A 23,926-nucleotide genomic window follows, 5' to 3' on the forward strand; every position below is an offset into this window, starting at 1 on the left:
CCGCCCGCAGCGTCCACCGCGGCCGGGTCAGAGCCGCCGTCCGGTCCGGCCGCCGCGCCGGAGGAAGCCGCGGTGGGCGATGCGGGTGGCGACCACCTTCTCGGTGACCGTGCTGGCCGCCGCCGGGATCGGGCACGCGCTCGTCACCGGCCTGGACACCGGCATCCAGCGGATCGACCCGTTCAAGGACATGAAGAACCGGCCGGCGGCCGGGCACGGCATGAACGTGCTGCTCGTCGGCACCGACGGCCGCGACCGGATCACCGAGGAGGAGCGGCAGAAGTACCGGCTGGGCGGCTCCCCCTGCCACTGCACGGACACGATCATGATCGTGCACATCTCGGACGACCACACGCGCGCCTCCGTCGTCTCGCTGCCCCGCGACTCCTACGCGGAGATGCCGCCGCACACCGACATGAACAGCGGCGACGAGCACCACGCGCACCCGGTGAAGATCAACGCGGCGTACGCGGAGGGCGGGCCGCAGCTCACCGTGCGCACCGTCGAGCACATGACGCACGTGAAGATCGACCACTACCTGGAGGTCGACTTCACCAGCTTCATGAAGACGGTCGACGAGCTGGGCGGCGTCCGGGTGTGCACCACGCGTCCGCTGCGGGACTCGTACACCGGGCTCGACCTGGGCGTCGGCACCCACGACCTGGACGGCGGGCAGGCCCTCCAGTACGTGCGGGCCCGGCACCTGGACGGCGCGGGGGACCTCGGCCGGATGCAGCGCCAGCAGCGCTTCCTCGCCTCCCTCATCGCGAAGACGACCTCCTCCGGGGTGCTGCTCAACCCGGTCCGCTTCCGTGACGTGGCCCGTACGCTGCTGGGCTCGGTCCGCGCGGACAAGGGCTTCGGCAGCGACGAGATGGTCGAGCTGGCGCGGGCGATGCGCGGCTTCTCGCCGTCGTCGTCGGAGTTCACGACGGTGCCGATCGGCGACATCAGCTTCCCGGTGAAGGGCATCGGCTCGACCGTGAAGTGGGACGCCCGCAAGTCCGAGAAGCTGTTCCGGGCGCTGCGCGACGACAGGCCGCTGGCCCCGCACCGGGCGAAGCGCAGAGCGACCGTCGTCGATGTCGCGCCGCAGCAGATCCGCGTACAGGTGGAGAACGCGACGACGGCGTCCGGGCTCGGCGGGAAGGCCGACGCGGCGCTGCGGGGCACCGGGTTCCGCACGACGGGCGCGCCCGCCGACGCCGCCGGCCGCGCCGCCGCGCACACCACGGTGCTCTACGACCCGCGCTGGGACCGCTCGGCGAAGTCGCTGGCCGCCGCGCTGCCCGGGGCCCGGATGCAGGCCGTGAACGGGCAGGGGGCGGTGCTCAAGGTGGTGGTCGGGGGCGACTGGCACGGGGTGCGGGCGGTGCGGGCCGAGGACGCCTCCGAAGGGGAGTTCGGGGCCGTCACGGGGGACGAGGTCGCCTGTTCGTCGTCGTGACGGGGAGCCGGGCGGCCCGGCCCCCCGGTCCCCGGCGGTTGATCAGAGGTCGTCGTTCAGGCCCTCGGCGATGCGCTGCTCGCGCAGCTCCTTGATCGCGCGGCGGCGGGCCAGGCGGTGCTGGCGGCGGATCTGGGCCTCCTGGTTGCGGCGGCGGTCCTTCTCGGTCTCCATGAGCACCGGGGGCACCGGGCGCGGCTTGCCGTCGGCGTCGACCGCGGCGAAGACCAGGTAGGCGGAGCCGACGCGGGTGGGCGGCGTCGACTCGTTCCACCGCTCGGCCAGCACGCGGACGCCGATCTCCATGGACGTCCGGCCGGTCCAGTTGACCTGTGCGCGCACGTGCACGAGGTCGCCGACGCGGACCGGCTCCATGAAGACCATCTCGTCCATGGAGGCGGTGACGGCGGGGCCGCCCGAGTGCCGGCCCGCGACGGCGCCCGCGACGTCGTCGACGAGTTTCATGATCACGCCGCCGTGCACGGTGCCGAGGAGATTGGTCTCGGCGGCCGTCATGATGTGGCTCAGGGTCGTGCGGGAGGCCGAGACCGGCTTGCCGGAGAGGGTGTCCTCCGGGGTCGCCGCGGCCGATATGGCGTGATCAGTCATGGTTCAACTGTATGGCCCACCGACCGGCCGGGCCGCCTTTGTGTCAGCTCTGCAACAGCCCGGGTCCGATTTCTCACGTGCTCTTGTCGGGCACACAGCCGCTCACTGCACACTGTTCCAATGAGCGATTGGCCCGACGGGCGGAGCGACAGGCAGAGCGGCGGCGGTCGCGGCGGCTACGGCCGTGGCAGCGGTAGCGCACGCCCCGAGGGAGCCCGCGTCATGCGGCAGGTGCGGCGTCCGGTGCCCCAGCAGCAGCCGCCCGCGTACGACGACGGGTACGGGGACGGGTACGGCGACGGCGGGCCCGGCCAGAGCGGGTACGACAGCGGCTACAACACCGGGCAGGTCTACGGCCAGCCCAGCCGCGCGGGCGGCGACGCGGGCGGCGGCCAGGGCGGCTACGGCCCGCCGAGCGGCCGCCCGGCCCGCACCCCGAACTGGCGCAAGCGCATCAAGTGGACGGCGATCACGCTGGTCACGGTGCTCGTGGTGACCAGCGTCGTCACTTACTTCTGGGCCGACTCCAAGCTGAACCGCGACGTCGACCTGGCCAAGGTGATCGACCGGCCGGCGGGCGGCGACGGCACGAACTACCTGATCGTCGGCACCGACAGCCGCGAGGGCATGTCCGCCGAGGAGAAGAAGAAGCTGCACACCGGCTCCGCCGAGGGCAAGCGCACGGACACCATGATGATCCTGCACGTCGGGGACAACGGGGACACGCTCGTCTCGCTCCCCCGCGACTCGAACGTCACGATCCCCAGCTTCAAGGGCGCCGAGTCCGGCAAGCTCTACCCGAACACGGGCCGCCAGACGAAGCTGAACGCCGCCTACGCGGAGGACGGCCCCGAGCTGCTGGTGCGCACCGTCGAGTTCAACACCGGCCTGCACATCGACCACTACGCGGAGATCGGCTTCGGCGGTTTCGCGGGCATCGTGGACGCGGTCGGCGGGGTCGAGATGAACCTGAAGCAGGGCTTCAAGGACAAGTGGTCCGGCGCCGACTTCGAGGCCGGCAAGCAGACCCTCGACGGCCAGCAGGCCCTCGCCTACGTCCGCACCCGGCACGCGTTCGCCGCCTCCGACCTCCAGCGCACCAAGAACCAGCAGGCGTTCCTGGCCGCGCTCGCCCACAAGGTGGCCTCGCCGACCACCCTGATGAACCCGTTCCGGCTCTACCCGACGCTGGGCTCGGGCCTGGACTCGCTCGTCGTCGACAAGGACATGAGCCTGTGGAACCTGGCGTCGATGTTCATGGCCATGAAGTCCGTCTCCGGCGGTGACGGCACGTCCATGAACATGCCGACGGCGGGCAGCGTCGGCGGCAACCTCCTGTGGGACAAGGCCAAGGTCAAGCAGCTCGTCGAGCAGTTCAACCAGGACGAGAAGGTCACCGTCTCGGGCAGCTGAGACACCCGCGCACACCGCGCGAAGGGGCCCCGCCGGTCGTCGGCGGGGCCCCTTCGTCCGTGCGCCGGGGGGCGCTACGGCAGGTTGCGGGCCATCACGATGCGCTGGACCTGGTTCGTGCCCTCGTAGATCTGGGTGATCTTGGCGTCGCGCATCATGCGCTCGACCGGGTAGTCACGGGTGTAGCCGTAGCCGCCGAGGAGCTGGACGGCGTCCGTGGTGACCTCCATCGCCGTGTCCGAGGCGAAGCACTTGGCGGCCGCGCCCAGGTACGTCAGGTCGGCGTCGCCGCGCTCGGAGGCCGCCGCGGCCTGGTAGGTCAGGGCGCGCGCGGCGGAGATCTTCATGGCCATGTCGGCGAGCATGAACTGGATGCCCTGGAAGTCGGCGATGGCCTTGCCGAACTGCTTGCGCTCCTGGACGTAGCCCTTGGCGTAGTCGAGGGCGCCCTGCGCGACGCCGAGCGCCTGGGCGGCGATCGTGATGCGGGTGTGGTCGAGCGTCTTCATCGCGGTGGCGAAGCCGGTGCCCTCGGCGCCGATCATGCGGTCGGCGGGGATGCGCACGTTGTCGAGGTAGACCTCGCGGGTCGGCGAGCCCTTGATGCCGAGCTTCTTCTCCGGGGCCCCGAAGGAGACGCCCTCGTCCGACTTCTCCACGACGAACGCCGAGATGCCCTTCGAGCGCTTCTCGGGGTCGGTGACCGCCATGACCGTGTAGTACTCGGAGACGCCGGCGTTGGTGATCCAGCGCTTCACGCCGTTGAGCACCCAGTCGTCGCCGTCGCGGACCGCGCGGGTCTTCATGCCCGCCGCGTCCGAACCGGCGTCCGGCTCGCTCAGGCAGTAGGAGAACATCGCGTCGCCCTTGGCCAGCGGGCCCAGGTACTTCGTCTTCAGCTCCTCGGAGCCGGAGAGGATCACCGGGAGCGAGCCCAGCTTGTTCACCGCGGGGATCAGGGAGGACGAGACGCAGACGCGGGCGACCTCCTCGATGACGATGACCGTGGCGAGCGCGTCGGCGCCCGCGCCGCCGTACTCCTCCGGCACGTGCACGGCCGCGAGGTCGGCGGCGGCGAGCGCGTCCAGGGCCTCCTGCGGGAAGCGGGCCTCCTCGTCGACCGCGGCCGCGTGCGGGGCGATCTTCGCCTCGGCCAGCGCGCGGACGGTGTCGCGGAGCATGTCGTGCTCCTCGGACGGGCGGTAGAGGTCGAAATCAGCCGATCCGGCCAAGGGTCTCACGCTCCAAGCGACGCTAATTACTGTTAAGTAACCTGAATTTTAGGGGTCTGCCCACGTCGGGGATACGTGAGCTATACGACAGCGGGAATGTGCCCCGTGAGCGGCTCCGGCACGCCCGACTATGCTCAGGCAGCGCAGATCAGCCCCCAGACCTCTGGAGCACCGCATGGCCCCCAAGATCACCGTGATCGGCACCGGCTACCTCGGCGCCACGCACGCCGCGGCCATGGCCGAGCTCGGCTTCGAGGTGCTCGGCCTTGACGTGGTGCCCGAGAAGATCGAGATGCTCACGCGGGGCGAGGTCCCCATGTACGAGCCCGGTCTGGAGGAGATCCTGCGCAAGCACGTCGCCGGGATCGAGGGATCCACCGGGCGGCTGCGCTTCACCCTGGACTTCGCCGAGGCCGGTGCCTTCGGCGACGTCCACTTCGTGTGCGTGAACACCCCGCAGAAGCACGGCGAGTACGCGTGCGACATGAGCTACGTTGACGCCGCCTTCGCCTCCCTCGCCCCGCACCTGGGCGCGGGCGCCCTGGTCGTCGGCAAGTCGACGGTGCCGGTCGGCTCGGCCGCGCGCCTCGCCGAACTGCTGCCCGAGGGCGTCGAGCTGGCGTGGAACCCGGAGTTCCTGCGCGAGGGCTTCGCCGTCGACGACACCCTGCACCCCGACCGGATCGTGGTCGGGGTGACCAGCGAGCGGGCCGAGAAGCTGCTGCGCGACGTGTACGCGGGACCGCTCGCCGAGGGCACGCCGTTCGTCGTCACCGACTTCCCCACCGCCGAGCTGGTGAAGACGGCCGCGAACTCCTTCCTCGCCACCAAGATCTCCTTCATCAACGCCATGGCCGAGGTGTGCGAGGCCGCGGGCGGCGACGTCGTGAAGCTGGCCGAGGCGATCGGCTACGACGAGCGGATCGGCCGCAAGTTCCTGCGGGCCGGCATCGGCTTCGGCGGCGGCTGCCTGCCCAAGGACATCCGGGCGTTCATGGCGCGCGCCGGGGAGCTCGGCGCCGACCAGGCGCTCACCTTCCTGCGCGAGATCGACTCCATCAACATGCGGCGGCGCGGGGCGATGGTCGAGATGGCCCGCGAGGCCCTCGGCGGCGGCTCGTTCCTCGGCCGGCGGGTCGCCGTGCTCGGCGCGACCTTCAAGCCCGACTCGGACGACGTGCGGGACTCCCCCGCGCTGAACGTCGCGGGGCAGATCCACCTCCAGGGCGGCCAGGTGACCGTCTACGACCCCAAGGGCATGGACAACGCGCGACGGCTCTTCCCCACGCTGGGCTACGCCGCGTCGGCGCTGGACGCCGTGCGGGGCGCCGATGTCGTCCTGCACCTCACCGAGTGGCGGGAGTTCCGCGAGCTGGACCCGGCCGAGCTGGGCGCCGTCGCCTCGGACCGGCTGATCCTCGACGGGCGCAACGCGCTGGACGCCGCGCTGTGGCGGGCGGCCGGCTGGACGTTCCGGGCGATGGGCCGCCCCGCCGCCTGACCCGGCCGGCTGACCCCGCCGCCTGATCCCGCCGGTTGGCCCCACCGCCTGACCCCGGGCCCGGCGGCAGGCCGGCCTACCGGTCCGCCGCCGCGCGGACCCCCGCCCGGTAGGCGCCCGGCGTGCTGCCCGCCGCCCGCGCGAAGGTGTGGACGAAGGCGCTGGTCGTCGCCCAACCGCAGGCGTGCGCGGTGGCGGTGACGCTCGCGCCCTCCGCCAGCATGACCCTCGCCGCGAACAGCCGCGCGCGGGTGCGCCACTGCGGATACGTCATGCCGAACTCCTCGCGGAACAGCCGCGACAGGGTGCGTTCGCCGGCGTGCACCCGGGCGGCGAGCGCGGTGAGCGTGCGGGGCGTGCGCAGATCGCCCTCGACGAGCGCGCACGCCTGCGCGAGCCGCCGGTCGCGGGCGGCGGGCAGGGCCACCGGCTCGGCCGTGACCCGGCGGAGCCGGTCGCGCAGCACCGCGTCGATGTGCCGCACCTCGGCGGGCGCAAGGGCGGTGCCGGTACGCGCGATCAGCAGCTCCCTGACCAGCGCGTCGACCGCGATGACCGTCGGCCGTCCGGCGTCCGGCAGCGGGGGCCGGTCCCCGGCCGGGAAACCGACGGTGTGGAAGCGGCTCGGGCCGTAGAAGCGGTGCTCGTGCCAGGTGTCCGCGGGGATCCACAGGGCCCGGTCGGCGCCCGCGATCCAGGACCCGTGCTCCGTCGTGGCCGCCAGCACGCCCGCGCTCACGTAGATCAGCTGGTGGTCGTCGTGGCGGTGCCGGTCGATGGTGTCGCCGCCGCCGCGCGACTGGGTGCTGGTGGGGGCCACGGCCGTGTGGCGGATCTGCGACATGGATCGGCAGAATACGGGAAGCGCGCCCCGGGCCCCGCTCGTCATCGTGGACGCGTGACTTCGATGCAGGAGACAAGCGCCCGCCGCGGGGCGCCCGCCCCGCCCGGCCCCTGGCGCCGCATGCGGATCTGGGCCGGCGCCCACGCCGTCGACGACTTCTACCAGGGCCTGGTGCCCGCCGCCGTCCCGTACTTCGTGCTGCAACGCGACTTCAGCTACGTCCAGGCCTCCGGGCTCGCGCTGGCCGCGACGCTGGGCAGCGCGCTGCCGCAGGTGCCGATCGGGCTGCTCGCCGACCGCTACCGGCTGCGCTGGATGGCGCCGCTGGGGATCAGCCTGGCGGGGCTCGGGGCGGGGCTGTCGGGGCTCCCGTCCTCGTACGCCGTGGTGTTCGCGCTGCTGCTGACGGCGGGCGTGGGCATCGCCATGTTCCACCCGCCGGCGGGGCGCGACGCACGCCGGGCGGCCGGTGGCAGCGCCACCGCGATGAGCTACTTCGCGGCCGGTGGCAGCGTCGGCTTCTTCGTCGCCCCGGCGCTGGTCACCCCGGCCCTGGACCGCCTCGGGATGGGCGCGACCGCGCTGTTCGTGCCGCCCGCCGTGCTCATGGGCTTCGTCCTGCTGCGCCACCACCACCGCGGCGCGGGACCGGCGGCCGGGCCGGTGCGGCGCGCGGGGCGGGACCGGCCGGGCCTGTTCGCCGCGCTGACCGCCGTGGAGATCGTGCGCTCGACCCTGTCCATCGGCCTCAACACGTTCATCTCCCTGTACTGGATCCGGCACCTGGACGCGAGCAGCGGGCTCGGCGGGCTCGCGCTGACGCTGGAGCTGGGCGGCGGCGTGCTCGGCACCCTGCTCGGCGGGCGGCTCGCGGACCGCGTCGGCATGGTCCGCACGGTGCAGATCGGGAACGCGGCGCTGCTGCCCGCGCTGTGGGCCATGCTGCTGTGCGACGACCGGTACGCGGCGCTGCCGCTCGCGCTGCTCGCGGGGCTGGTCGCCAACATCCCGTTCGCCGTGCTCATCAAGCTCGGCCAGGACTATCTGCCGAGCCGCCCCGGGACCGCCGCCGGGGTCACGCTCGGCCTCGCCATGAGCGCGGGCGGGCTGTTCATGCCGCTGCTCGGCCTCGTCGCCGCCGAGCACGGCCCCCGGGGCGCGCTGATGGTCCTCGCGACGGTGCCGGTGGTCGCGGTGCTGCTGTCGACGGCCCTGCGCGAACCGGACCGGGACCCGGGCGGGCCGGGGCCGGGGCCGAGCGGGGCCAGGGGGGAGCCGCCCTACGGCGTGTCCCGGCCCCGCGCCCGGTAGCGGCGCATCTTCGCCCGGGCCCCGCAGACCGCCATGTCGCACCAGCGGCCGCGGCCCGCGGGGCTCCGGTCGTAGTACGCCCAGTGGCAGTCGTCGGCCTCGCACGCCTTGAGGCGGGGCCAGGTGCCGGCCGTGTGGGCCTCGGCGACGGCCGCCGCCACCCGGGAGGCGAGGGCGTCCGCGTCGACCGGGACCAGCCGCGCCGTGCCGTCCCGCGCGTCGATCGCCACCCGCAGCGGCGCGCACGCCAGCAGCTCGTCCAGCGGCGGCACCGCGCGGTGCGGGCGCTGCCCGGCATGGAGCAGGCACACCGCGCGCAGGGACTCGCGCAGCACGCGGGCCTCCGCCGCGCCGGCCGCCGTGACGCCGAAGGGCGCGCGGCCCCGCGCGGTGTCCAGGGCGTCCGCGCCCGTCCCGATGTCCAGCGTGTTCACCAGCGCGGCCACGAGGGCCAGGCCCCCGGGTGCGGGCTCGCGGTCGTTCATGGTTGCGACGTTACCCCCGATGGGGGAGCATGCGGTAACGACTGCGTTACCCCTTCAGCCGTCGCAGCGGTAACCCCGTAACCCCGGTAACCCCGGTAACCCCGGTGACCCTTCGGAGGAGTCATGCCCCTCGCCCGTTTCGGCGCCACGGTCCTCGACTGTCCCGACCCGCTCGCCCTCGCGGAGTTCTACGCGGCGGTGCTGGGCGGCACGCCCGACGTCAGCCCCGACGAGCCCGGCGAGGACGTCTGGGTCGACCTGCGGATCCCGGACGGCCCGGCGCTCGCCTTCCAGGGGGCGCCGGGTCATGTGGCGCCGCCCTGGCCCTCGCCGGCCGGCGCGCAGCAGTTCCACCTCGACGTCCGGGTGGCCGACCTGGACGCCGCGGAGAAGGAGGTCCTGGCGCTGGGCGCGCGGGCGCTGGACAACACCGACCGGACCCGCACCTGGCGGGTCTACGCGGATCCGGCCGGGCACCCGTTCTGCCTCTGCGCCGACTGACCCCGCGCGCCGGGCCCGTGGGTCAGGGCGTCGCGGTGGACGGCCCCCTGCGGCGCCGGGCGGCCCGCGCGGTGAACTCGGCGACGCGCAGCACCCGTTGGACGTTGCCCCAGGTGAGCAGGGCGAGATCGTCCTCGGGCCAGCCGCGGCTCTGGAGCTCGGCGATCAGCGCGGGGTAGCCCGTGGCGTCCCCGAGGCCCTCGGGGTGCGCGTCCCCGGTGTCGTACATCCCGGACAGGCCGACCGACTCCGGGCCCGCCACGTCGCGCACGTGGTCGAGGTGGTCGGCGACGTCGCGCAGCTCGGGGCCGGTCCGCGCGGCCGAACAGGGCACCAGGCACAGGCCCTTGTGCTCGCCGAGCGCGGCGAGCAGGTCGTCGGGGACGTTGTCCGGGTGCTGGTTGAGGGCGCGGGCGCCGGAGCGGGTGAAGAGCGCGGGCGCCTTGGACACGGCGAGGGCGCCGGCCGTGGTGGCCCGGGAGGAGCCGGTGAGGTCGACGAGCATGCCGAGCCGGTTCATCTCCCGGACGACCTCTTCGCCGAACCGGGTCAGGCCCTGTTCGCACTCCGCCCAGGAGGCGCCGGAGAGGGTCAGCGCGCGCAGCCCGAGGGTGTGCAGGGCGCGCAGGGTGCCCAGGGAGTCGCCGGCGGCGGCGGCCGGGGCCGGGCCGATGACGACGGCGATGCGGCCGTGGGCGCGGGCGTCGGCGGTCTCCGACGCGGAGCGGGCCAGCCGCAGGCCCTCCGGGTAGCGGGCGACGACCTGGTTGATCAGGTCGATCTGCTCCAGGGCCGCCGTGAGGGGGCGGTCCTCGGCGGCGTCGAGGGCCCACAGCAGGGCGCCGGTGCCTCCGGCGCGCAGCCGGGGCAGGTCGCTCTCGACGGAGGTCTCGCCGAGTTCGAGGTCGTGCCAGGGCAGGGTCCGCAGGGTCTCCGGCAGGCCGCAGTAGCCGTCGGCGACGGGGTGGCGGGCCAGGAGGGTGTGCGGGTCGGGGGCGGGAGCGGGGACGGGGACGGTGAGAGGGGGAGCGGGCTGGTCGAGCTCGCCCGCCTCTGCGGGGGCGATGACTTCGCCCTGTAGGTCTGCCATGGCAGGCTCCGAAAACAGTGGGACAGCGTTCGTCCCACCGTCCCACGCACCGTCCGCCCGAGCGCGCCGCACTGCTCCGAACGGGGTCCCGCGCCCGACGGCCCGTCAGCGGCGCCGCTGCTCACCGTCCAGCTGGGCCAGGGTCGCGTTGGAGGGGGCCCGGCGGGCGCGGAGGTCCCGGGAGACGTCCTCGGCGGCGCCCAGCACCCGCACGGCGTTGCGCCATGTCAGCTTCGCCAGGTCGGCCCTGGACCAGCCGCGGTCCAGGAGTTCGGCGATCAGGTTCGGATAGCCCGAGACGTCGTCCAGCCCGTCGGGGGTGAACGCGGTGCCGTCGTAGTCCCCGCCGATCCCGATGTGCTCGACGCCGGCGGCCTCGCGCATGTGGTCGAGATGGTCCGCGACGGTCGAGACGGTGGCGACCGGCCGCGGGTTGCTCTCCTCGAAGGCGCGGTGCAGCTTCATCGCGGCCGGCGACGCGTCCAGGTGGTGGAAGCCGTGCGCGCGCAGGTTGTCGTCGGCGGCGGCCGTCCAGTCGACCGCGGCCTGGAGGACGAACTTCGGCACGAAGGTCACCATCGCGACGCCGCCGTTGCCGGGCAGCCGCTCCAGGACGTCGTCGGGGATGTTGCGCGGGTGGTCGCAGACGGCCCGCGCCGAGGAGTGCGAGAAGATCACCGGCGCCGCCGACTCGTCGAGCGCGGCCCGCATCGTGGTCGCCGCGACGTGCGAGAGGTCGACGAGCATGCCCTCGCGGTTCATCTCGCGCACGACGGCGCGGCCGAACTCCGAGAGCCCGCCGACGCCCGGCTCGTCCGTCGCCGAGTCCGCCCACGCGATGTTGTCGTTGTGGGTGAGCGTCATGTAGCGCACGCCGAGCGCGTACAGCGCGCGCAGCGTGGCCAGCGAGTTGTTGATGGAGTGGCCGCCCTCGGCGCCCTTGAGCGAGGCGATGAGCCGGTCGCGGCGCGCCGCCTCCATGTCGGCGGCCGTCAGCGCGGCCCGCAGCTCGCCCGGGTAGCGCGCCAGCAACTGGTCGACGCAGTCGATCTGTTCGAGCGTGGCGCTGACCGCCGCGTCGCCCGTCAGGTCGGTCCTGACGTACACGGACCAGAACTGCGCGCCCACCCCGCCCGCGCGCAGCCGCGCGAGGTCGGTGTGCAGGTGGGCGCTCTGGTCGGCCGCGATGTCCCGCGCGTCGATGTCGTACGTGACCTGCTCGCGCAGCGCCCACGGCAGGTCGTTGTGCCCGTCGACGACGGGGAACTCGGCGAGCAGCTCCCGGGCCCGCTCCAGCGGCGTGCCCGGCGCGTCCGGTGTGCTCACGCCGCTCACTTCCCGAAGCCGAAGCCGCCGCCCGCGCCCTCGACCTTGGCGCGCAGCCGCTTGCCCTTCTCGGTGGCCTGGTCGTTCAGCTCCTGCTGGAACTCCTTCATGCGGGCCAGCAGGTCCTCGTCGTGCGTGGCGAGGATGCGCGCGGCGAGCAGTCCCGCGTTGCGCGCGCCGCCGACCGAGACGGTCGCGACCGGCACGCCGGCCGGCATCTGCACGATCGACAGCAGCGAGTCCATGCCGTCGAGGTACTTCAGCGGCACCGGCACGCCGATGACCGGCAGCGGCGTCACGGAGGCGAGCATCCCGGGCAGGTGGGCGGCGCCGCCCGCGCCGGCGATGACCGCCTTCAGGCCGCGCCCGGCGGCGTGCTCGCCGTAGGAGATCATCTCGTGCGGCATCCGGTGCGCGGAGACGACGTCGACCTCGTAGGGGATCTCGAACTCGTCGAGGGCCTTGGCGGCGGCCTCCATGACGGGCCAGTCCGAGTCGGATCCCATCACAATGCCTACAACAGGGCTCATTCGGTGATCGTTCCCCTCAGGTATCCGGCTGCGTGACGAGCGCGGTCCAGTACGTCGTCCAGGTCGTCGCCGTAGGTGTTCACGTGGCCGACCTTGCGGCCGGGCTTCACGTCCTTGCCGTACATGTGGATCTTGAGCTGCGGGTCGCGGGCCATGCAGTGCAGGTAGGCGCTGTACATGTCCGGGAAGTCGCCGCCGAGGACGTTGCCCATGACGGTCCACTTCGCGCGCGGGCGCGGGTCGCCGAGCGGCAGGTCGAGGACCGCGCGCACGTGGTTCGCGAACTGCGAGGTGATCGCGCCGTCCTGGGTCCAGTGTCCGGAGTTGTGCGGGCGCATCGCCAGTTCGTTGACCAGGATGCGGCCGTCGCGGGTCTCGAACAGCTCCACCGCGAGGTGGCCGACGACGCCGAGTTCCTTGGCGACGCGCAGCGCGAGCTCCTGCGCCTCGCCCGCCAGCGCCTCGCCGAGGCCGGGGGCCGGGGCGATCACGGTGTCGCAGACGCCGTCGACCTGCTGGGACTCGACGACGGGGTAGGCGACGGCCTGGCCGTGCGGCGAGCGGACGACGTTGGCCGCCAGCTCCCGCGCGAAGTCGACCTTCTCCTCGGCGAGGACGGGCACGCCCGCCTTGAACGGGTCCTCGGCGTCCGCCGCGGAGCGCACCACCCACACGCCCTTGCCGTCGTAGCCGCCGCGCACCGTCTTGAGGACGACGGGGAAGCCCGTGCCCTCCTCGGCGAAGGCGACCACGTCCGCCGGGTCGCGCACGATGCGGTGGCGCGGGCAGGGCACCCCGAGGGCGCTGAGCTTCGCGCGCATCTCGCCCTTGTCCTGGGCGTACAGCAGCGCGTCGGGGCCGGGGCGCACGGGGATGCCGTCCGCCTCCAGGGCCCGCAGATGCGCGGTGGGTACGTGTTCGTGGTCGAAGGTGATCACGTCACAGCCGCGCGCGAACTCGCGCAGCGTGTCCAGGTCGCGGTAGTCGCCGACGACGACGTCGCCGACGACCTGGGCCGCGGAATCCTGCGGGGTGTCACTGAGGAGCTTGAACCTGATGCCGAGCGGGATGCCCGCCTCGTGTGTCATACGAGCGAGCTGGCCGCCGCCGACCATGCCGACTACCGGAAACGTCACCGTCCCAGACTATCGGCCATATGACCGGTTCCTGTACGCCACTCGTTTGGTAGGAAAGGACGAGGCGATCCCGTCACCGCCGTCCGCAGGCGCCCGCGGGGGCCCGTGGTTAGCATGGCTGGGTCGGCTCCTGCGGGGCCGCGTGACCGAACGCACGGGGACGACGGGGGTAGAGGCGACGCTTATGAGTGTGACGACCGGCCGGCCGGCCAAGGGACTCGGCGCACTGCGGGTGCGGTTCGCCGGCCTGGCCCGGGAGATCGCCAAGTTCGGCGTCGTCGGTGCCCTGGGCGTGCTCGTGAACTTCGGCGTCTTCAACCTGATGCGGCACGGCACCGACCTCCAGGTGGTCCGGGCCAGTGTGATCGCCACGGTCGTCGCCATCGTCTTCAACTACGTGGGCTTCCGGTACTTCACCTACCGCGACCGCGACAAGAGCGGCCGCGGCAAGGAACTCACCCTGTTCCTGCTGTTCAGCGTGGTCGGCCTGGTGATCGAGAACGGCGTCCTGTACCTGGCCACGTACGGCTTCGGCTGGGACAGCCCGCTCCAGAGCAACGTCTTCAAGTTCCTCGGGATGGGTCTGGCGACCCTGTTCCGGTTCTGGTCCTACCGCACCTGGGTGTTCCGGGCGCTGCCCGCCAAGGAGGCCGTGGCCAGCGCGGAATCGTTCCTGGACAGCACGCCCACTCCCCCGGTCGCCCCGGTCGAGCGCATCAAGTAGGCGCGGCCCGCTCTAGCGGATCGTCTCGGAGTCCCCGGCCTGCTTCTTCAGCGGCGTACGGGACAGGAACAGGCCGAAGACCGGCGGGCTCGCCTGGAGCATCTCCAGGCGGCCGCCGTCGGCCTCGGCGAGGTCGCGGGCGACCGCGAGGCCGATGCCCGTCGAGTTCCGGCCGCTGATGGTGCGCTCGAAGATCCGCGAGCCCAGCTCGGAGGGGACGCCCGGGCCCTCGTCCGTGACCTCGATGACCGCCTGGTTGCCGGTGACGCGGGTGCGCAGGGCGACGGTGCCGCCGCCGTGCATCAGCGAGTTCTCGATCAGTGCGGCGAGCACCTGGGCGACGGCGCCCGGGGTGCCGACCGCCGTCAGGTGGTGCTTCCCGGAGGAGACGATGGCGCGGCCCGCGCTGCGGTAGGCCGGGCGCCACTCCTCCAGCTGCTGCTTGATCACCTCGTCGAGGTCGAAGGTGACGGCGGAGCCGGTGCGCGGGTCGCGGGCGTTGGTCAGCAGCCGCTCCACGACGTCGGTGAGCCGCTCGACCTGGGTGAGCGCGATCGTCGCCTCCTCCTTCACCTCCGCCAGGTCCTCGGTCATGGTGATCTCCTCCAGGCGCATGGAGAGCGCCGTGAGGGGGGTGCGCAGCTGGTGCGAGGCGTCGGCGGCGAGCCGCCGCTCGGCGGTCAGCATGCGGGCGATGCGCTCGGCGGAGCCGTCCAGCACATCGGCGACCCGGTCCAGCTCGGGCACGCCGTAGCGCTTGTGCCGCGGGCGCGGGTCGCCGGAGCCCAGGCGCTCCGCCGTGGAGGCCAGGTCGGTGAGCGGGGAGGCGAGGCGGTTCGCCTGGCGCACGGCGAGCAGGACGGCGGCCACGATGGCGAGCAGCGCCACCCCGGCGATGAGCAGCAGGGTGCGGCCGACCTCGGCGGTCACCTCGGAGCGCGGCTCCTCGACGGTGACCTTCTCGCCCTGTTCCCCGTCGGCGGTGTACGCGATGACCTCGCCGCCCGGCCGGGAGCCGATCTCGATGGGGCCGCGGCCGGGCATCTCGATGAGCGCCCAGCGCTCCCCCGCGACCTGGTTCTTCAGGACGTCGCCGCTGATCAGCTCGTCGCTGAGCATGCGGCTGTCCACGATCGAGGCGAGCCGGACGGCCTCCGACTGCACCCGCTCCTGGGCGCTGTTGGTGATGGTCCGGGTCTCCACGATGACGAGGGAGATCCCGAACACGGCGATCACGACCAGGACGACGGCGAGCGTGGAGTTGATCAGTCGGCGGCGCATGCGTCCCAGTCTCCCGGACGGCGCGGCGCCGCGGCGGCGGCGCCGCTCAGCTCTTCTCGAAGCGGAAGCCGACGCCGCGCACGGTGGCGATGTAGCGCGGGTTCGCCGCGTCGTCGCCGAGCTTCTTGCGGAGCCAGGAGATGTGCATGTCGAGCGTCTTGGTCGACGACCACCAGGTGGTGTCCCAGACCTCGCGCATCAGCTGGTCGCGGGTCACGACCCGGCCCGCGTCGCGCACGAGCACCCGCAGCAGGTCGAACTCCTTGGCGGTGAGCTGGAGCTCCTCGTCGCCCATCCAGGCCCGGTGCGACTCGACGTCGATCCGGACGCCGTGGGTGGCCGGGGCCTCCTTGGGCTCGGCGGCGCCGCGCCGCAGCAGCGCCCGGACCCGGGCGAGCAGCTCGGCGAGGCGGAACGGCTTGGTGACGTAGTCGTCGGCGCCGGCGTCCAGGCCGACGACCGTGTCCACCTCGTCGGCGCGCGCGGTGAGGATGAGGATCGGCACCGTGTGCCCCTCGGCGCGCAGCCGCCGGGCCACCTCCAGGCCGTCCATCCCGGGCAGGCCGAGGTCGAGGACGACGAGGTCGATGCTTCCCTGTAGTCCGGCGTCGAGGGCGGTGGGGCCGTCCTCGCGCACTTCCACCTCGTACCCCTCCCGGCGCAGGGCGCGGGCCAGCGGCTCCGAGATGGACGCGTCGTCCTCGGCGAGCAGTACACGGGTCATGGGGTGATGGTAGTCCGCGCCGGACGAGGGCCGTGGGGCGATCCGCCGGTATGCGCCCGGGGCGGGTCCCGCACGGGCGCCGGGGACGGGCGGAGCCGCGTCCCGCGTGATTACCTTCTCGGACTTCGAAGTGCGATCCTGGGGAAAACCTTGGAATCTCCGGAACGGTTCCGTGGGTACCTGTGATCCATCTCTCAAGTCCTTCCATATGCCGCACTGTCGTGTCGTATGGTGACCAAACGCCTGATGCACTAATGGGGGACCTTTGGAGCGCACTGCGCCCCGAAGGTCCTTTTCATGTGCGGGCTGGTCTCGTCCAGTCTTGAAAGCAATGACCTGTGGCCGGGCCCTGGAACACGTAAGGAAGCGTGGACGGGGTGTGGATCCCGGATCCCGCTGTGACACCTCCCCCCTCGGGCGTGGGGAGGCTGGCGGGAGACCGGTGCCGGCCGCCCCCCACCGGGCGCTCGGCCGCTGTGCGGCGCGCGTCCCGAAACCCCACAAGGATCGACCATGGCGTCCAGCCTGACGAAGGACTCGGCCAGCACCCCTGGCCCTGAGAAGACCTTCTTCGGCCACCCCCGCGGACTGGCCACCCTCTTCATGACCGAGATGTGGGAGCGCTTCAGCTTCTACGGCATGAGGGCCCTGCTCCCCCTCTACCTGATCGCGCCCGGCGGCCTCCACATGGACGGGGCCACGGCGACGGCGATCTACTCGGTCTACCTGTCGCTGGTCTACCTGCTCGCCATGCCCGGCGGTTGGTTCGCCGACCGCTTCTGGGGTCCCCGCAAGACCGTGATCATCGGCTCGGGCATCGTGATCCTCGGCCACATCACGCTCGCGCTGCCCACCGCGGGCTCCTTCTTCGCGGGTCTCGGCCTGGTCGCCCTCGGCTCGGGCCTGCTGAAGGCCAACATCTCCACGATGGTCGGCCACCTGTACAAGGGCCCGCAGGACCCGCGCCGCGACGCCGGCTTCACCGTCTTCTACATCGGCATCAACGTCGGTGGCTTCCTCGCCCCGCTGACCATCGGCACCGTCGGCGAGAACGTCAACTGGCACTTCGGCTTCGCGCTCGCCGCGGTCGGCATGGCCCTCGGCCTGGTCCAGTTCCTGCTCGGCAGCCGCCACCTGAGCGCCGAGAGCGACGTCGTGGTCAAGCCGGCCACCAAGCAGGAGCGCGCCAAGGCGCTGAAGCAGTCGCTCTACTGGGCGATCGGCGCGGCCGTCTTCTACCTGATCGTCGTGTCGACCGGGCACTACACGCTGAACTGGATCCTGGTCCCGCTGTCGATCATCGGCCTGGTCATCCCGGTCCTGGTCCTGGCCCGCATGAAGCGCGACAAGGACCTGACGGACGACGAGCAGTCCAAGGTCTCCGGCTACATCTGGTTCTTCGTCGTCGCCGCCATCTTCTGGATGATCTACGACCAGAACGGCTCGACCCTGTCGATCTTCGGCGAGGAGTCGACCACCAACTCGCTGCTCGGGTTCGACTTCCCGACCTCGTGGTACCAGTCGCTGAACCCGATCATGATCATGGCGTTCGCCCCGGTGCTCGCGTCGGCCTGGCTGTGGCTGAACAAGCGCGGCAAGGAGCCGAGCACGGCGGTGAAGTTCGCGTCGTCGCTGGTGCTCATCGGCATCTCCTTCGCCGTCTTCCTGATCCCGCTGATCGACACCGCCGCCAACGGCGGCAAGGTCTCCCCGATGTGGCTGGTGGCGATCTACTTCGTCCAGACCATCGGCGAGCTGTGCCTCTCCCCCGTCGGCCTGTCGGTCACGACGAAGATGGCCCCGGCCAAGTACACCGGCCAGATGATGGGCGTCTGGTTCCTCGCGGTCACCGCGGGCGACTCGGTCACCGCCCTGCTCTCGACGTCGGGCGTGAACCTGAACACCAAGGGGGCCGTCGCCGCCGAGGTGCTCATCGCCGTCGCCGCCGGTCTCGGCTTCTGGATGTACCGCAACAAGGTCAAGAGGCTGATGGGCTCCGTCAGCTGACGCGGCCCCGCACGCGCACGGGCCCGGCCCGCACCCCACGGTGCGGACCGGGCCCTCGTGCGTGTGTCACCTCCTGGCCGCCCGGCGCCGCGGCAGGAACGTGAAGACCGCGCCGCCCAGCAGGATCACCGTGCCGGCCACCAGGCCGAGGGCGCGCAGGGCGCCGTCGTTCGAGGCGCCGGTCTCGGCGAGGCCGCCGCTCGCGGCGGAACCGCCCGCCGAACCGCCCGCCGAACCCGCGGCCGCACCGCCGGCCGCGCCCGAGCCGGAGCCCGAGGCGCCGCCCTCCACGGCCGTGGTGTCGATCTCCAGGGAGACCGCGTTCGTGGTCGGCGTGCAGGTGGTGGTCGTGCCCAGCGCCTCCACGGTGAGGACGCCCGGCGACAGCGTCGACCTGCCGTCGGCGCCCGGCTTGTAGGTGCCGGTCAGGTCCGGGACCGCGATCGGCGCACCGGACTTGATGGCCTCCTTGTTGGTGGGGCCCTCGACGTGGACGGTGCCCTTGTCGGCGCCGCCCAGCTTCACCTCCATCGACGGCTTGACCGAGTCGGCCGGGATGTCGGCGGGGCTGTCCATCACGGACTTCTTGAACTGGACGGTCAGGGCGTAGTTCCCGCCGTCCTTCTTCGCGTTGATCTGCACCGGGGACGTGGCGTTCTTGTCGCCGATGGGGGTCTTGCAGGCGTACGGGACGGAGACCTCCTTGCCGGTGAGGTCGGTCTGCCCGCCGGAGCCGCCGGACGTGCCCGCCGCGCCGGAGCCGCCCGCGGTGGTGGTCCCCCCGGAGTCGGTGGTGCCGCCCGAATCGGTGGTGCCCCCGGAGTCGGTGGTACCGCCCGAATCGGTGGTACCGCCCGAATCCGTGGTGCCGCCCGAATCGGTGGTGCCGCCGTCCGAACTCCCGCCGCCGTCCGAGACCTTGATGGTCGCCCCGGGCTTCACCGTCTCCTTCGGCGTGCACTTGGTGTCGGTCGACAGGGGCTTGTTGACGTTGATGTTGTACGCGTCCGGGGTCAGCGTCACGTCACCGGCGGCGGTCAGCTTGACCTTGCCCGTCATCGAGGACAGCTTCATCGGACTGTTCTTGGGGATCGCCGGGTTCTCGCGCGGCCCGCTCATCGCCACGTTCCCGGTCTGCGCCCCGGCCGTCTTCAGCGTGCCGGTGGGCTGCACGGTGTTGGCGTCGAGGTCGAGGACGTCCGGGTTCTTGGAGGCGGCCTGCACGAACTTCCAGGTCACCTGCACCTCGTCGCCGACCTTCGCCGTCGCGGGCGCGGTGATCTCCACCTGCGTGGTGCCCTGGACGGGGTCGAGGCCGGAGATCGCGGGCGGCACGCACTCGGTCTCGTACGAGACGTCGGCGGCCTGCGCGGGGGACGCGAGGAACAGCAGTCCCGCCCCGCCGAGCATCAGGGCGACTCCGGCCGCGCTCACTCTCCGTTCGGTGTTCACGGATTTCCTTTCGTCGTCGTGCTGTTGTCGGACGGTGCGGAGAGCTGCCCGGCCTCCGGGGCGCTGGGACCGGTGTCCGGGGCGAACCAGGGCAGGGTGTTCGGGGAGGTGTCCGGCGCCGGCCCAAGGGGCCGCCCGGCCGGTGGCGGGTCCTGCCGAGGGGGCCTCAGTCCCGGTACGCGCGCGCCGAGCCGGGCCAGCCGGCGCCCGCGGTGCCGGCCCTGCGCCCCGTACCGGTCGCGCGGCCGGATCCGGTCCACGACCGCCATGCCGATCCGGAAGACGGCGGCCGGCACGACGACGCACAGCAGCAGCCAGAAGAGCGTCACGCCCCACGGGCGGCCCACGCCCCAGGGCTGCTCCGCGAGGACCTTCCCGCCGTACTTCAGCGACACCAGATAGCTGCCGTGGGCACCGGCGGTCAGCTCGACGGGCAGCTCGATGCGCGCCTTGCGGCCCGGTTCGACGGTGCCGCGCCACTGCTGCTCCTCCCACTGCGGGGCGAACACGCCGTGCGAGGTGCCGACCTGGAAGACGGGGTCCTTGACCGGGGTCGTCCCGACGTTGCCGACGGTGAAGACGAACGAGCGCGAGGGCGGCGCCCCGAACCAGGTGAGGACGCCGCTCGATCCGTCGAGCCGGGTGTCGGCGACCATCGACAGCCGTCCGGTGCCGGACTCCTTCGGCAGCGGCTTCACCGGATGCCCGGCGACCTGGAAGGCGGCGTCCGCCTGCGCCTTGGGCCCGGTCGCGGTCGCGACGTGCACGACGCAGGGGCAGGCGGCGGGCGGCTCGGCGACCGGCAGCCTCTTCCGGAACGTGCCCGCGGAGTCGGTGGTGACGGCGAGCCCGTCGGCGTTGGCGCAGGAGTTGGTGCCGCCGACGACGCCGCGGGCCGGGGTCGCCTGCCCGCAGACCAGCAGCATCAGCAGCGCCTTCGGGCCCCAGCCCGCGCCCTTCACGGTGATCGAACCGCCCGTCCCCGCCTGGGACGCGGAGAGCGTGACGGTGGGCCTGCCGTCGGCGGCCGGCGCCCATGGCGCGGCGCCCGCCACGAGGGCGGCGACGAGGGCCAGGACGGTCAGCAGCCGCGGTGCGCGGGCGCTGCGGCGGTTCATGTCGATCCCCTTCGTTCCCGGTGGTTGCGTACGTACCAGCAGGCGGCGCAGGCCGCCCCGGCGAGCACCGCCAGGGCGCCGCCGAGCACGCCCCACGGCACGAACCGGGCGGTCGTCGTCGCCGAGTCCGACGCGCCGCCCGCCGCGGTGACCGTCACCCGCACGTCCACCGAGTCGAGCGCGGGCGCGCCGGGCCAGGGCTCGGTGAGCGTGACCCGGCGGCCCGGGAGCACGTCGACGGGCAGGGTGCGGGCGCGCCGGTCGAGGACGGTGCCGAGGACGCCGCGGGCGCGCACGGCCAGGCGGGGGGTGAGGATCGTGTTCCCGCGGTTCACGACGTCGTACGCGATCACGTCCCCGTGCCGCACCCGGACCCGCTCGACGGTGAGCGCGGCGAGGGTGGGCCCGCCGACCCGCAGCCGGACGCTGACCCCGGCGCTGCGGCCGCCGCCCGCGGCGACGATCGCGCCCGGGTGGTCGCCCGGGGTGGCGCCCGCGGGGACCGTCACCGTGAAGGGGACCTCGGCGCGGGTGCGGGCCGGGATCCGCACGCTCGGGTCGGCGAAGCGGATCCAGGCGCCGGTGTCCCGCACGCCCGCCCGCAGGCCGAGGGTGCCGTCGGCGGCGTTGTCCGCGTCGGCGCCGCGCAGGGTGACGCGCAGCGCCTTCCCGGTGGGGTTGGTGACGGCCACCCTGTCCTCCAGGACGCTGCCGGGGTCGCCCTCCGCGTAGATGTACGGGCGGCCGTCGTCGGCGGCGGGGCGGGTGCCGCCGCCCGCCGAGGGGGCGATGGTCCACCGCGGCGGGGCCGCGGTGGCAGGCGTCGTGAGCAGGAGCGCGGCCAGGGCCGCGCCCAGCGCCCACGCGCCGCGGGAGCGCGGGAGTGCGGTGCGGGTGCGCGCCGTGCGTGGTTGCTCGCGCAGTTCCCCGCGCTCCTGACGGCGCGCCATCTACCGCGCCGACTGGTTCCTGCGGGTCAGCCACAGCGCTCCGGCCGCTCCGGCGAGGAGCACCGTGCCGCCCAGGGTGCCGAGCGCGATCGCCGAGTCCTCCGGCCCCGTCTGGGGAAGCGAGGAGCCGCCCGAGGAGGACGACCCGGAGCCGGAGGAGCCCGTCGACCCGGTCGAGCCCGTGGAACCGGTCGAACCGGTCGAGCCGGTGGAGCCCGAGCCGCCGCCCGCCGCCTTGACGTCCAGTTCCAGGGACGGCTTGGGGTTGTTCGACGGGGTGCAGGTCGTCGTGGTGCCCAGCGCCTTGATGGTCAGCACGCCCGCCGTGAACGTCACCTTGCCGCTCTTCTTCGGCGTGTAGGTGCCGCTCAGATCGCTGATCTTGATGGGCGTGTTGGCGGGGATCGCCGCCGTGTTCGGCGCCCCGGAGACCGCCAGCTGACCGCTGTCCGCGCCGCCGATCCTGATGACGGCGCTGGGCTTCATCGCGCCCTTGCCGAGCTCGACCGGGCTGGAGGAGACGCCCTTCTGGAAGGACATCGTGATCTTGTAGCCACTGCCGCTCTTGACCGACTTCATGTCGATCGGGGAGACGGCCCCCTTGTTGCCGATGGGCGTTTTGCACTGATAGTTGACGTCCTGCACCGTGGCCGAAGCGGTGGGGGCGGCCATCAGCACCGCCGAGCCGGCCAGGGCCGCGCTGAGCGCGTACGCGGCGGTTCGTTTCTGGTACGAGCGGTACGACACCTTGAAATCCCTTCACACCGACGGTTACTGACGGTTCATCAGATGCGGGTGGCTCAAGGTACGCCGGGGACCTTGCCGAGGGAAGACAAAGAGCACGCCGGATCGAAGACGATCCGGCGTGCTCGTGACGGCGTGCGGAAGGGGCCCGCGGGGCGGGTCAGGCGGGGGCGCCCACCTCGGCCCAGACGGTCTTGCCCGCGACCCCGGGGGTGCGCACGACCCCCCAGTCCAGGCAGAGCCGCTGGACGATGAACATGCCGTGTCCGCCGGGGCGGCCGGCGCGGTGCGGGGTGCGCGGCGCCGGTTCACCGGCGCCGTGGTCGGTGACCTCGATGCGCAGCACCTTGTTGGCCGGGGAGTCGCCGTAGAACAGCGCGATCTCGTCCGGTCCCTCGGCGTGCAGGCAGGCGTTGGTGACCAGCTCGGAGACGACGAGCAGGACGTCCTCCGCGGCGGCGCGGCGGTCCGCGGACTCGGCCGGCAGCCAGCCCCAGGCCTGGAGCGCCTCCCGGGTGAAGTCACGGGCCAGCGGCACGATGCCGCTCTCGCCGTCGAGGCTCAGCCTGCGAACCCGGCGGTCCCCAGCGGCCGGCTCGTCGCCGGACCCGGGGCCGTGGTCGCCCGGCGAGTAAGGCCGGGTGGCGCTCATCAGCACTTCACCTCACCGATTCACCAAATGTCAGGTTCAAGAGTTCAAGGGTTCAGAAGTTCAGGGGTGGGGGCCGGGGCGCGGGCGCCCCTGTCGGGGGTCTCCTGCCCGAAGGCGCGGAGCGAACACCCCTTACATGCGTGGAGACCCTGTGACGCCGGTAACGCCCCGATCACGTACGGACAACCGGAGCGTAACTTCTGCGTCTCGCGCGTGTGCGCCCTTCGGGAGGCTCCGCATCACTCCGCGGCGAGCGCCGCTTCCAGGGATGCGTGCACGGTAAAAACGGCCTCCGCGCCGGTGATCTCGAAGACCCGGGCCACCACCGGCAGCATCCCGGCCAGGTGGACCCCGCCGCCCGCGGCCTCGGCCTTGAGGCGCGCGCCGAGCAGTACGTTCAGCCCCGTCGAGTCGCAGAACTCCAGGCGTGAACAGTCGACGACCAGACGGGAAAGTCCGTTCGTGAGGCATTCATCCAGGGGTTCGCGCAGCAGATCGGCCGTGTGGTGATCCAGCTCACCCGCCGGTGTCACCACGGCACTGGAGCCCTCCTGCCGCACCTCGACCAGAAGCCGGCCCCGGTTGGCGCTGCCGACTGTCCCGCGGTCCATGACGACCCTCTCCCGCTCAAGCTCTGCGCTGCTGACGACGTGCGGTTGACGCCCTCGCACACTACGCCTTCCTGACATGCCCTGGCATCCGAACAACCCCTAGGAATCGGACATTTCACCATCAAGCGCACTTGCGACTCGATGTGGAAACCGGGTAGGCCTAGTAAGGACACCAATCGACACGGCCGGCTTCGGAGGCGCCGCACACCGCAGTGCACGTATTGGCATCGGCAGCCAT

At 72.6% G+C, this 23,926-nt stretch carries 23 protein-coding genes; 7 read left to right on the top strand and 16 right to left on the bottom strand.

What is annotated here, in order from left to right; translation table 11 throughout:
* Window positions 1–79: 79 nt before the first annotated feature.
* Entirely contained in the window at window positions 80–1,447 is a 1,368-nt protein-coding gene (locus ACIP5K_RS22165) for an LCP family protein (protein ID WP_401411914.1), read from the top strand.
* 42 nt (window positions 1,448–1,489) lie between these two features.
* Here the strand turns inward: ACIP5K_RS22165 and ACIP5K_RS22170 are convergent, their stop codons facing one another.
* Window positions 1,490–2,056, bottom strand: coding sequence for an acyl-CoA thioesterase (locus ACIP5K_RS22170; RefSeq protein WP_401411915.1), 567 nt, complete (start codon window positions 2,054–2,056; stop codon window positions 1,490–1,492).
* 120 nt (window positions 2,057–2,176) lie between these two features.
* On the opposite strand from ACIP5K_RS22170, the gene ACIP5K_RS22175 reads away from it, so the two are divergent.
* Complete coding sequence (locus ACIP5K_RS22175; protein WP_401411916.1) at window positions 2,177–3,469, top strand: LCP family protein; 1,293 nt, start codon at window positions 2,177–2,179, stop codon at window positions 3,467–3,469.
* Between the two features lie 74 nt (window positions 3,470–3,543).
* Here ACIP5K_RS22175 and ACIP5K_RS22180 read toward each other — a convergent pair whose 3' ends face one another.
* Window positions 3,544–4,701: an acyl-CoA dehydrogenase family protein gene (locus ACIP5K_RS22180; RefSeq protein ID WP_401411918.1), complete on the bottom strand. Its 1,158-nt coding sequence runs from the start codon at window positions 4,699–4,701 to the stop codon at window positions 3,544–3,546.
* A gap of 175 nt (window positions 4,702–4,876) precedes the next feature.
* On the opposite strand from ACIP5K_RS22180, the gene ACIP5K_RS22185 reads away from it, so the two are divergent.
* A complete protein-coding gene (locus tag ACIP5K_RS22185; RefSeq protein ID WP_401411920.1) occupies window positions 4,877–6,202 on the top strand; it encodes a UDP-glucose dehydrogenase family protein in 1,326 nt (441 codons plus the stop codon).
* A gap of 76 nt (window positions 6,203–6,278) precedes the next feature.
* Here the strand turns inward: ACIP5K_RS22185 and ACIP5K_RS22190 are convergent, their stop codons facing one another.
* The gene (locus ACIP5K_RS22190; protein ID WP_401411922.1) at window positions 6,279–7,046 is read right to left on the bottom strand and encodes a helix-turn-helix domain-containing protein; all 768 of its coding nucleotides are present in this window, start codon (window positions 7,044–7,046) and stop codon (window positions 6,279–6,281) included.
* A gap of 63 nt (window positions 7,047–7,109) precedes the next feature.
* Between ACIP5K_RS22190 and ACIP5K_RS22195 the strand changes: the two genes are divergently transcribed.
* Window positions 7,110–8,357, top strand: a complete 1,248-nt coding sequence (locus ACIP5K_RS22195) for an MFS transporter (RefSeq protein ID WP_401412276.1) — start codon at window positions 7,110–7,112, stop codon at window positions 8,355–8,357.
* Here the strand turns inward: ACIP5K_RS22195 and ACIP5K_RS22200 are convergent.
* The gene (locus ACIP5K_RS22200) at window positions 8,327–8,842 is read right to left on the bottom strand and encodes a CGNR zinc finger domain-containing protein (protein WP_401411923.1); all 516 of its coding nucleotides are present in this window, start codon (window positions 8,840–8,842) and stop codon (window positions 8,327–8,329) included. The genes ACIP5K_RS22195 and ACIP5K_RS22200 overlap by 31 nt on opposite strands.
* Before the next feature lie 123 nt (window positions 8,843–8,965).
* On the opposite strand from ACIP5K_RS22200, the gene ACIP5K_RS22205 reads away from it, so the two are divergent.
* Window positions 8,966–9,343 carry a VOC family protein gene (locus ACIP5K_RS22205; RefSeq protein ID WP_401411925.1) on the top strand — a complete coding sequence of 126 codons (378 nt, stop codon included), beginning with the start codon at window positions 8,966–8,968 and terminating at the stop codon, window positions 9,341–9,343.
* Window positions 9,344–9,365: 22 nt separating this feature from the next.
* Here ACIP5K_RS22205 and ACIP5K_RS22210 read toward each other — a convergent pair whose 3' ends face one another.
* The 4 genes from ACIP5K_RS22210 to ACIP5K_RS22225 all read right to left on the bottom strand — a co-directional run bounded on the left by ACIP5K_RS22210 (window position 9,366) and on the right by ACIP5K_RS22225 (window position 13,404).
* On the bottom strand, window positions 9,366–10,433 hold the full coding sequence (locus ACIP5K_RS22210; RefSeq protein ID WP_401411927.1) for a dipeptidase: 1,068 nt from the start codon (window positions 10,431–10,433) through the stop codon (window positions 9,366–9,368).
* A 105-nt stretch (window positions 10,434–10,538) separates the two neighbouring features.
* Window positions 10,539–11,759 (bottom strand): dipeptidase, encoded by a 1,221-nt coding sequence (locus ACIP5K_RS22215; RefSeq protein WP_401411929.1) that lies wholly within the window; start codon window positions 11,757–11,759, stop codon window positions 10,539–10,541.
* Between the two features lie 5 nt (window positions 11,760–11,764).
* Entirely contained in the window at window positions 11,765–12,289 is a 525-nt protein-coding gene (gene purE / locus ACIP5K_RS22220; RefSeq protein ID WP_401411931.1) for a 5-(carboxyamino)imidazole ribonucleotide mutase, read from the bottom strand.
* Window positions 12,286–13,404, bottom strand: a complete 1,119-nt coding sequence (locus ACIP5K_RS22225) for a 5-(carboxyamino)imidazole ribonucleotide synthase (RefSeq protein ID WP_401412277.1) — start codon at window positions 13,402–13,404, stop codon at window positions 12,286–12,288. The genes purE and ACIP5K_RS22225 overlap by 4 nt, the downstream gene beginning before the upstream one ends.
* A 205-nt stretch (window positions 13,405–13,609) precedes the next feature.
* On the opposite strand from ACIP5K_RS22225, the gene ACIP5K_RS22230 reads away from it, so the two are divergent.
* On the top strand, window positions 13,610–14,149 hold the full coding sequence (locus ACIP5K_RS22230; RefSeq protein ID WP_401411932.1) for a GtrA family protein: 540 nt from the start codon (window positions 13,610–13,612) through the stop codon (window positions 14,147–14,149).
* A gap of 12 nt (window positions 14,150–14,161) precedes the next feature.
* Here ACIP5K_RS22230 and ACIP5K_RS22235 read toward each other — a convergent pair whose 3' ends face one another.
* A complete protein-coding gene (locus ACIP5K_RS22235) occupies window positions 14,162–15,430 on the bottom strand; it encodes an ATP-binding protein (RefSeq protein WP_401411933.1) in 1,269 nt (422 codons plus the stop codon).
* Window positions 15,431–15,476: 46 nt separating this feature from the next.
* A complete protein-coding gene (locus ACIP5K_RS22240) occupies window positions 15,477–16,154 on the bottom strand; it encodes a response regulator transcription factor (RefSeq protein ID WP_018529729.1) in 678 nt (225 codons plus the stop codon).
* A 513-nt stretch (window positions 16,155–16,667) separates the two neighbouring features.
* Between ACIP5K_RS22240 and ACIP5K_RS22245 the strand changes: the two genes are divergently transcribed.
* Window positions 16,668–18,161 (top strand): peptide MFS transporter, encoded by a 1,494-nt coding sequence (locus tag ACIP5K_RS22245; protein WP_401411934.1) that lies wholly within the window; start codon window positions 16,668–16,670, stop codon window positions 18,159–18,161.
* A gap of 66 nt (window positions 18,162–18,227) precedes the next feature.
* On the opposite strand, the gene ACIP5K_RS22250 is transcribed toward ACIP5K_RS22245, so the two are convergent.
* The 6 genes from ACIP5K_RS22250 to ACIP5K_RS22275 all read right to left on the bottom strand — a co-directional run bounded on the left by ACIP5K_RS22250 (window position 18,228) and on the right by ACIP5K_RS22275 (window position 23,688).
* Window positions 18,228–19,571, bottom strand: a complete 1,344-nt coding sequence (locus ACIP5K_RS22250) for a hypothetical protein (protein ID WP_401412279.1) — start codon at window positions 19,569–19,571, stop codon at window positions 18,228–18,230.
* 38 nt (window positions 19,572–19,609) lie between these two features.
* Window positions 19,610–20,731 (bottom strand): hypothetical protein, encoded by a 1,122-nt coding sequence (locus tag ACIP5K_RS22255; RefSeq protein WP_401411936.1) that lies wholly within the window; start codon window positions 20,729–20,731, stop codon window positions 19,610–19,612.
* Window positions 20,728–21,681, bottom strand: a complete 954-nt coding sequence (locus ACIP5K_RS22260) for a hypothetical protein (RefSeq protein ID WP_401411938.1) — start codon at window positions 21,679–21,681, stop codon at window positions 20,728–20,730. Before ACIP5K_RS22260 ends, ACIP5K_RS22255 begins: the two co-directional genes overlap by 4 nt.
* The gene (locus tag ACIP5K_RS22265) at window positions 21,682–22,428 is read right to left on the bottom strand and encodes an LPXTG cell wall anchor domain-containing protein (RefSeq protein WP_401411940.1); all 747 of its coding nucleotides are present in this window, start codon (window positions 22,426–22,428) and stop codon (window positions 21,682–21,684) included.
* A gap of 157 nt (window positions 22,429–22,585) precedes the next feature.
* The gene (locus ACIP5K_RS22270) at window positions 22,586–23,077 is read right to left on the bottom strand and encodes an ATP-binding protein (protein WP_401411942.1); all 492 of its coding nucleotides are present in this window, start codon (window positions 23,075–23,077) and stop codon (window positions 22,586–22,588) included.
* Between the two features lie 239 nt (window positions 23,078–23,316).
* Window positions 23,317–23,688 carry an STAS domain-containing protein gene (locus tag ACIP5K_RS22275; RefSeq protein WP_401411943.1) on the bottom strand — a complete coding sequence of 124 codons (372 nt, stop codon included), beginning with the start codon at window positions 23,686–23,688 and terminating at the stop codon, window positions 23,317–23,319.
* Window positions 23,689–23,926: the final 238 nt, after the last annotated feature.

Source organism: Streptomyces sp. NPDC088785, from assembly GCF_044750685.1.
Taxonomy (GTDB): Bacteria; Actinomycetota; Actinomycetes; order Streptomycetales; family Streptomycetaceae; genus Streptomyces.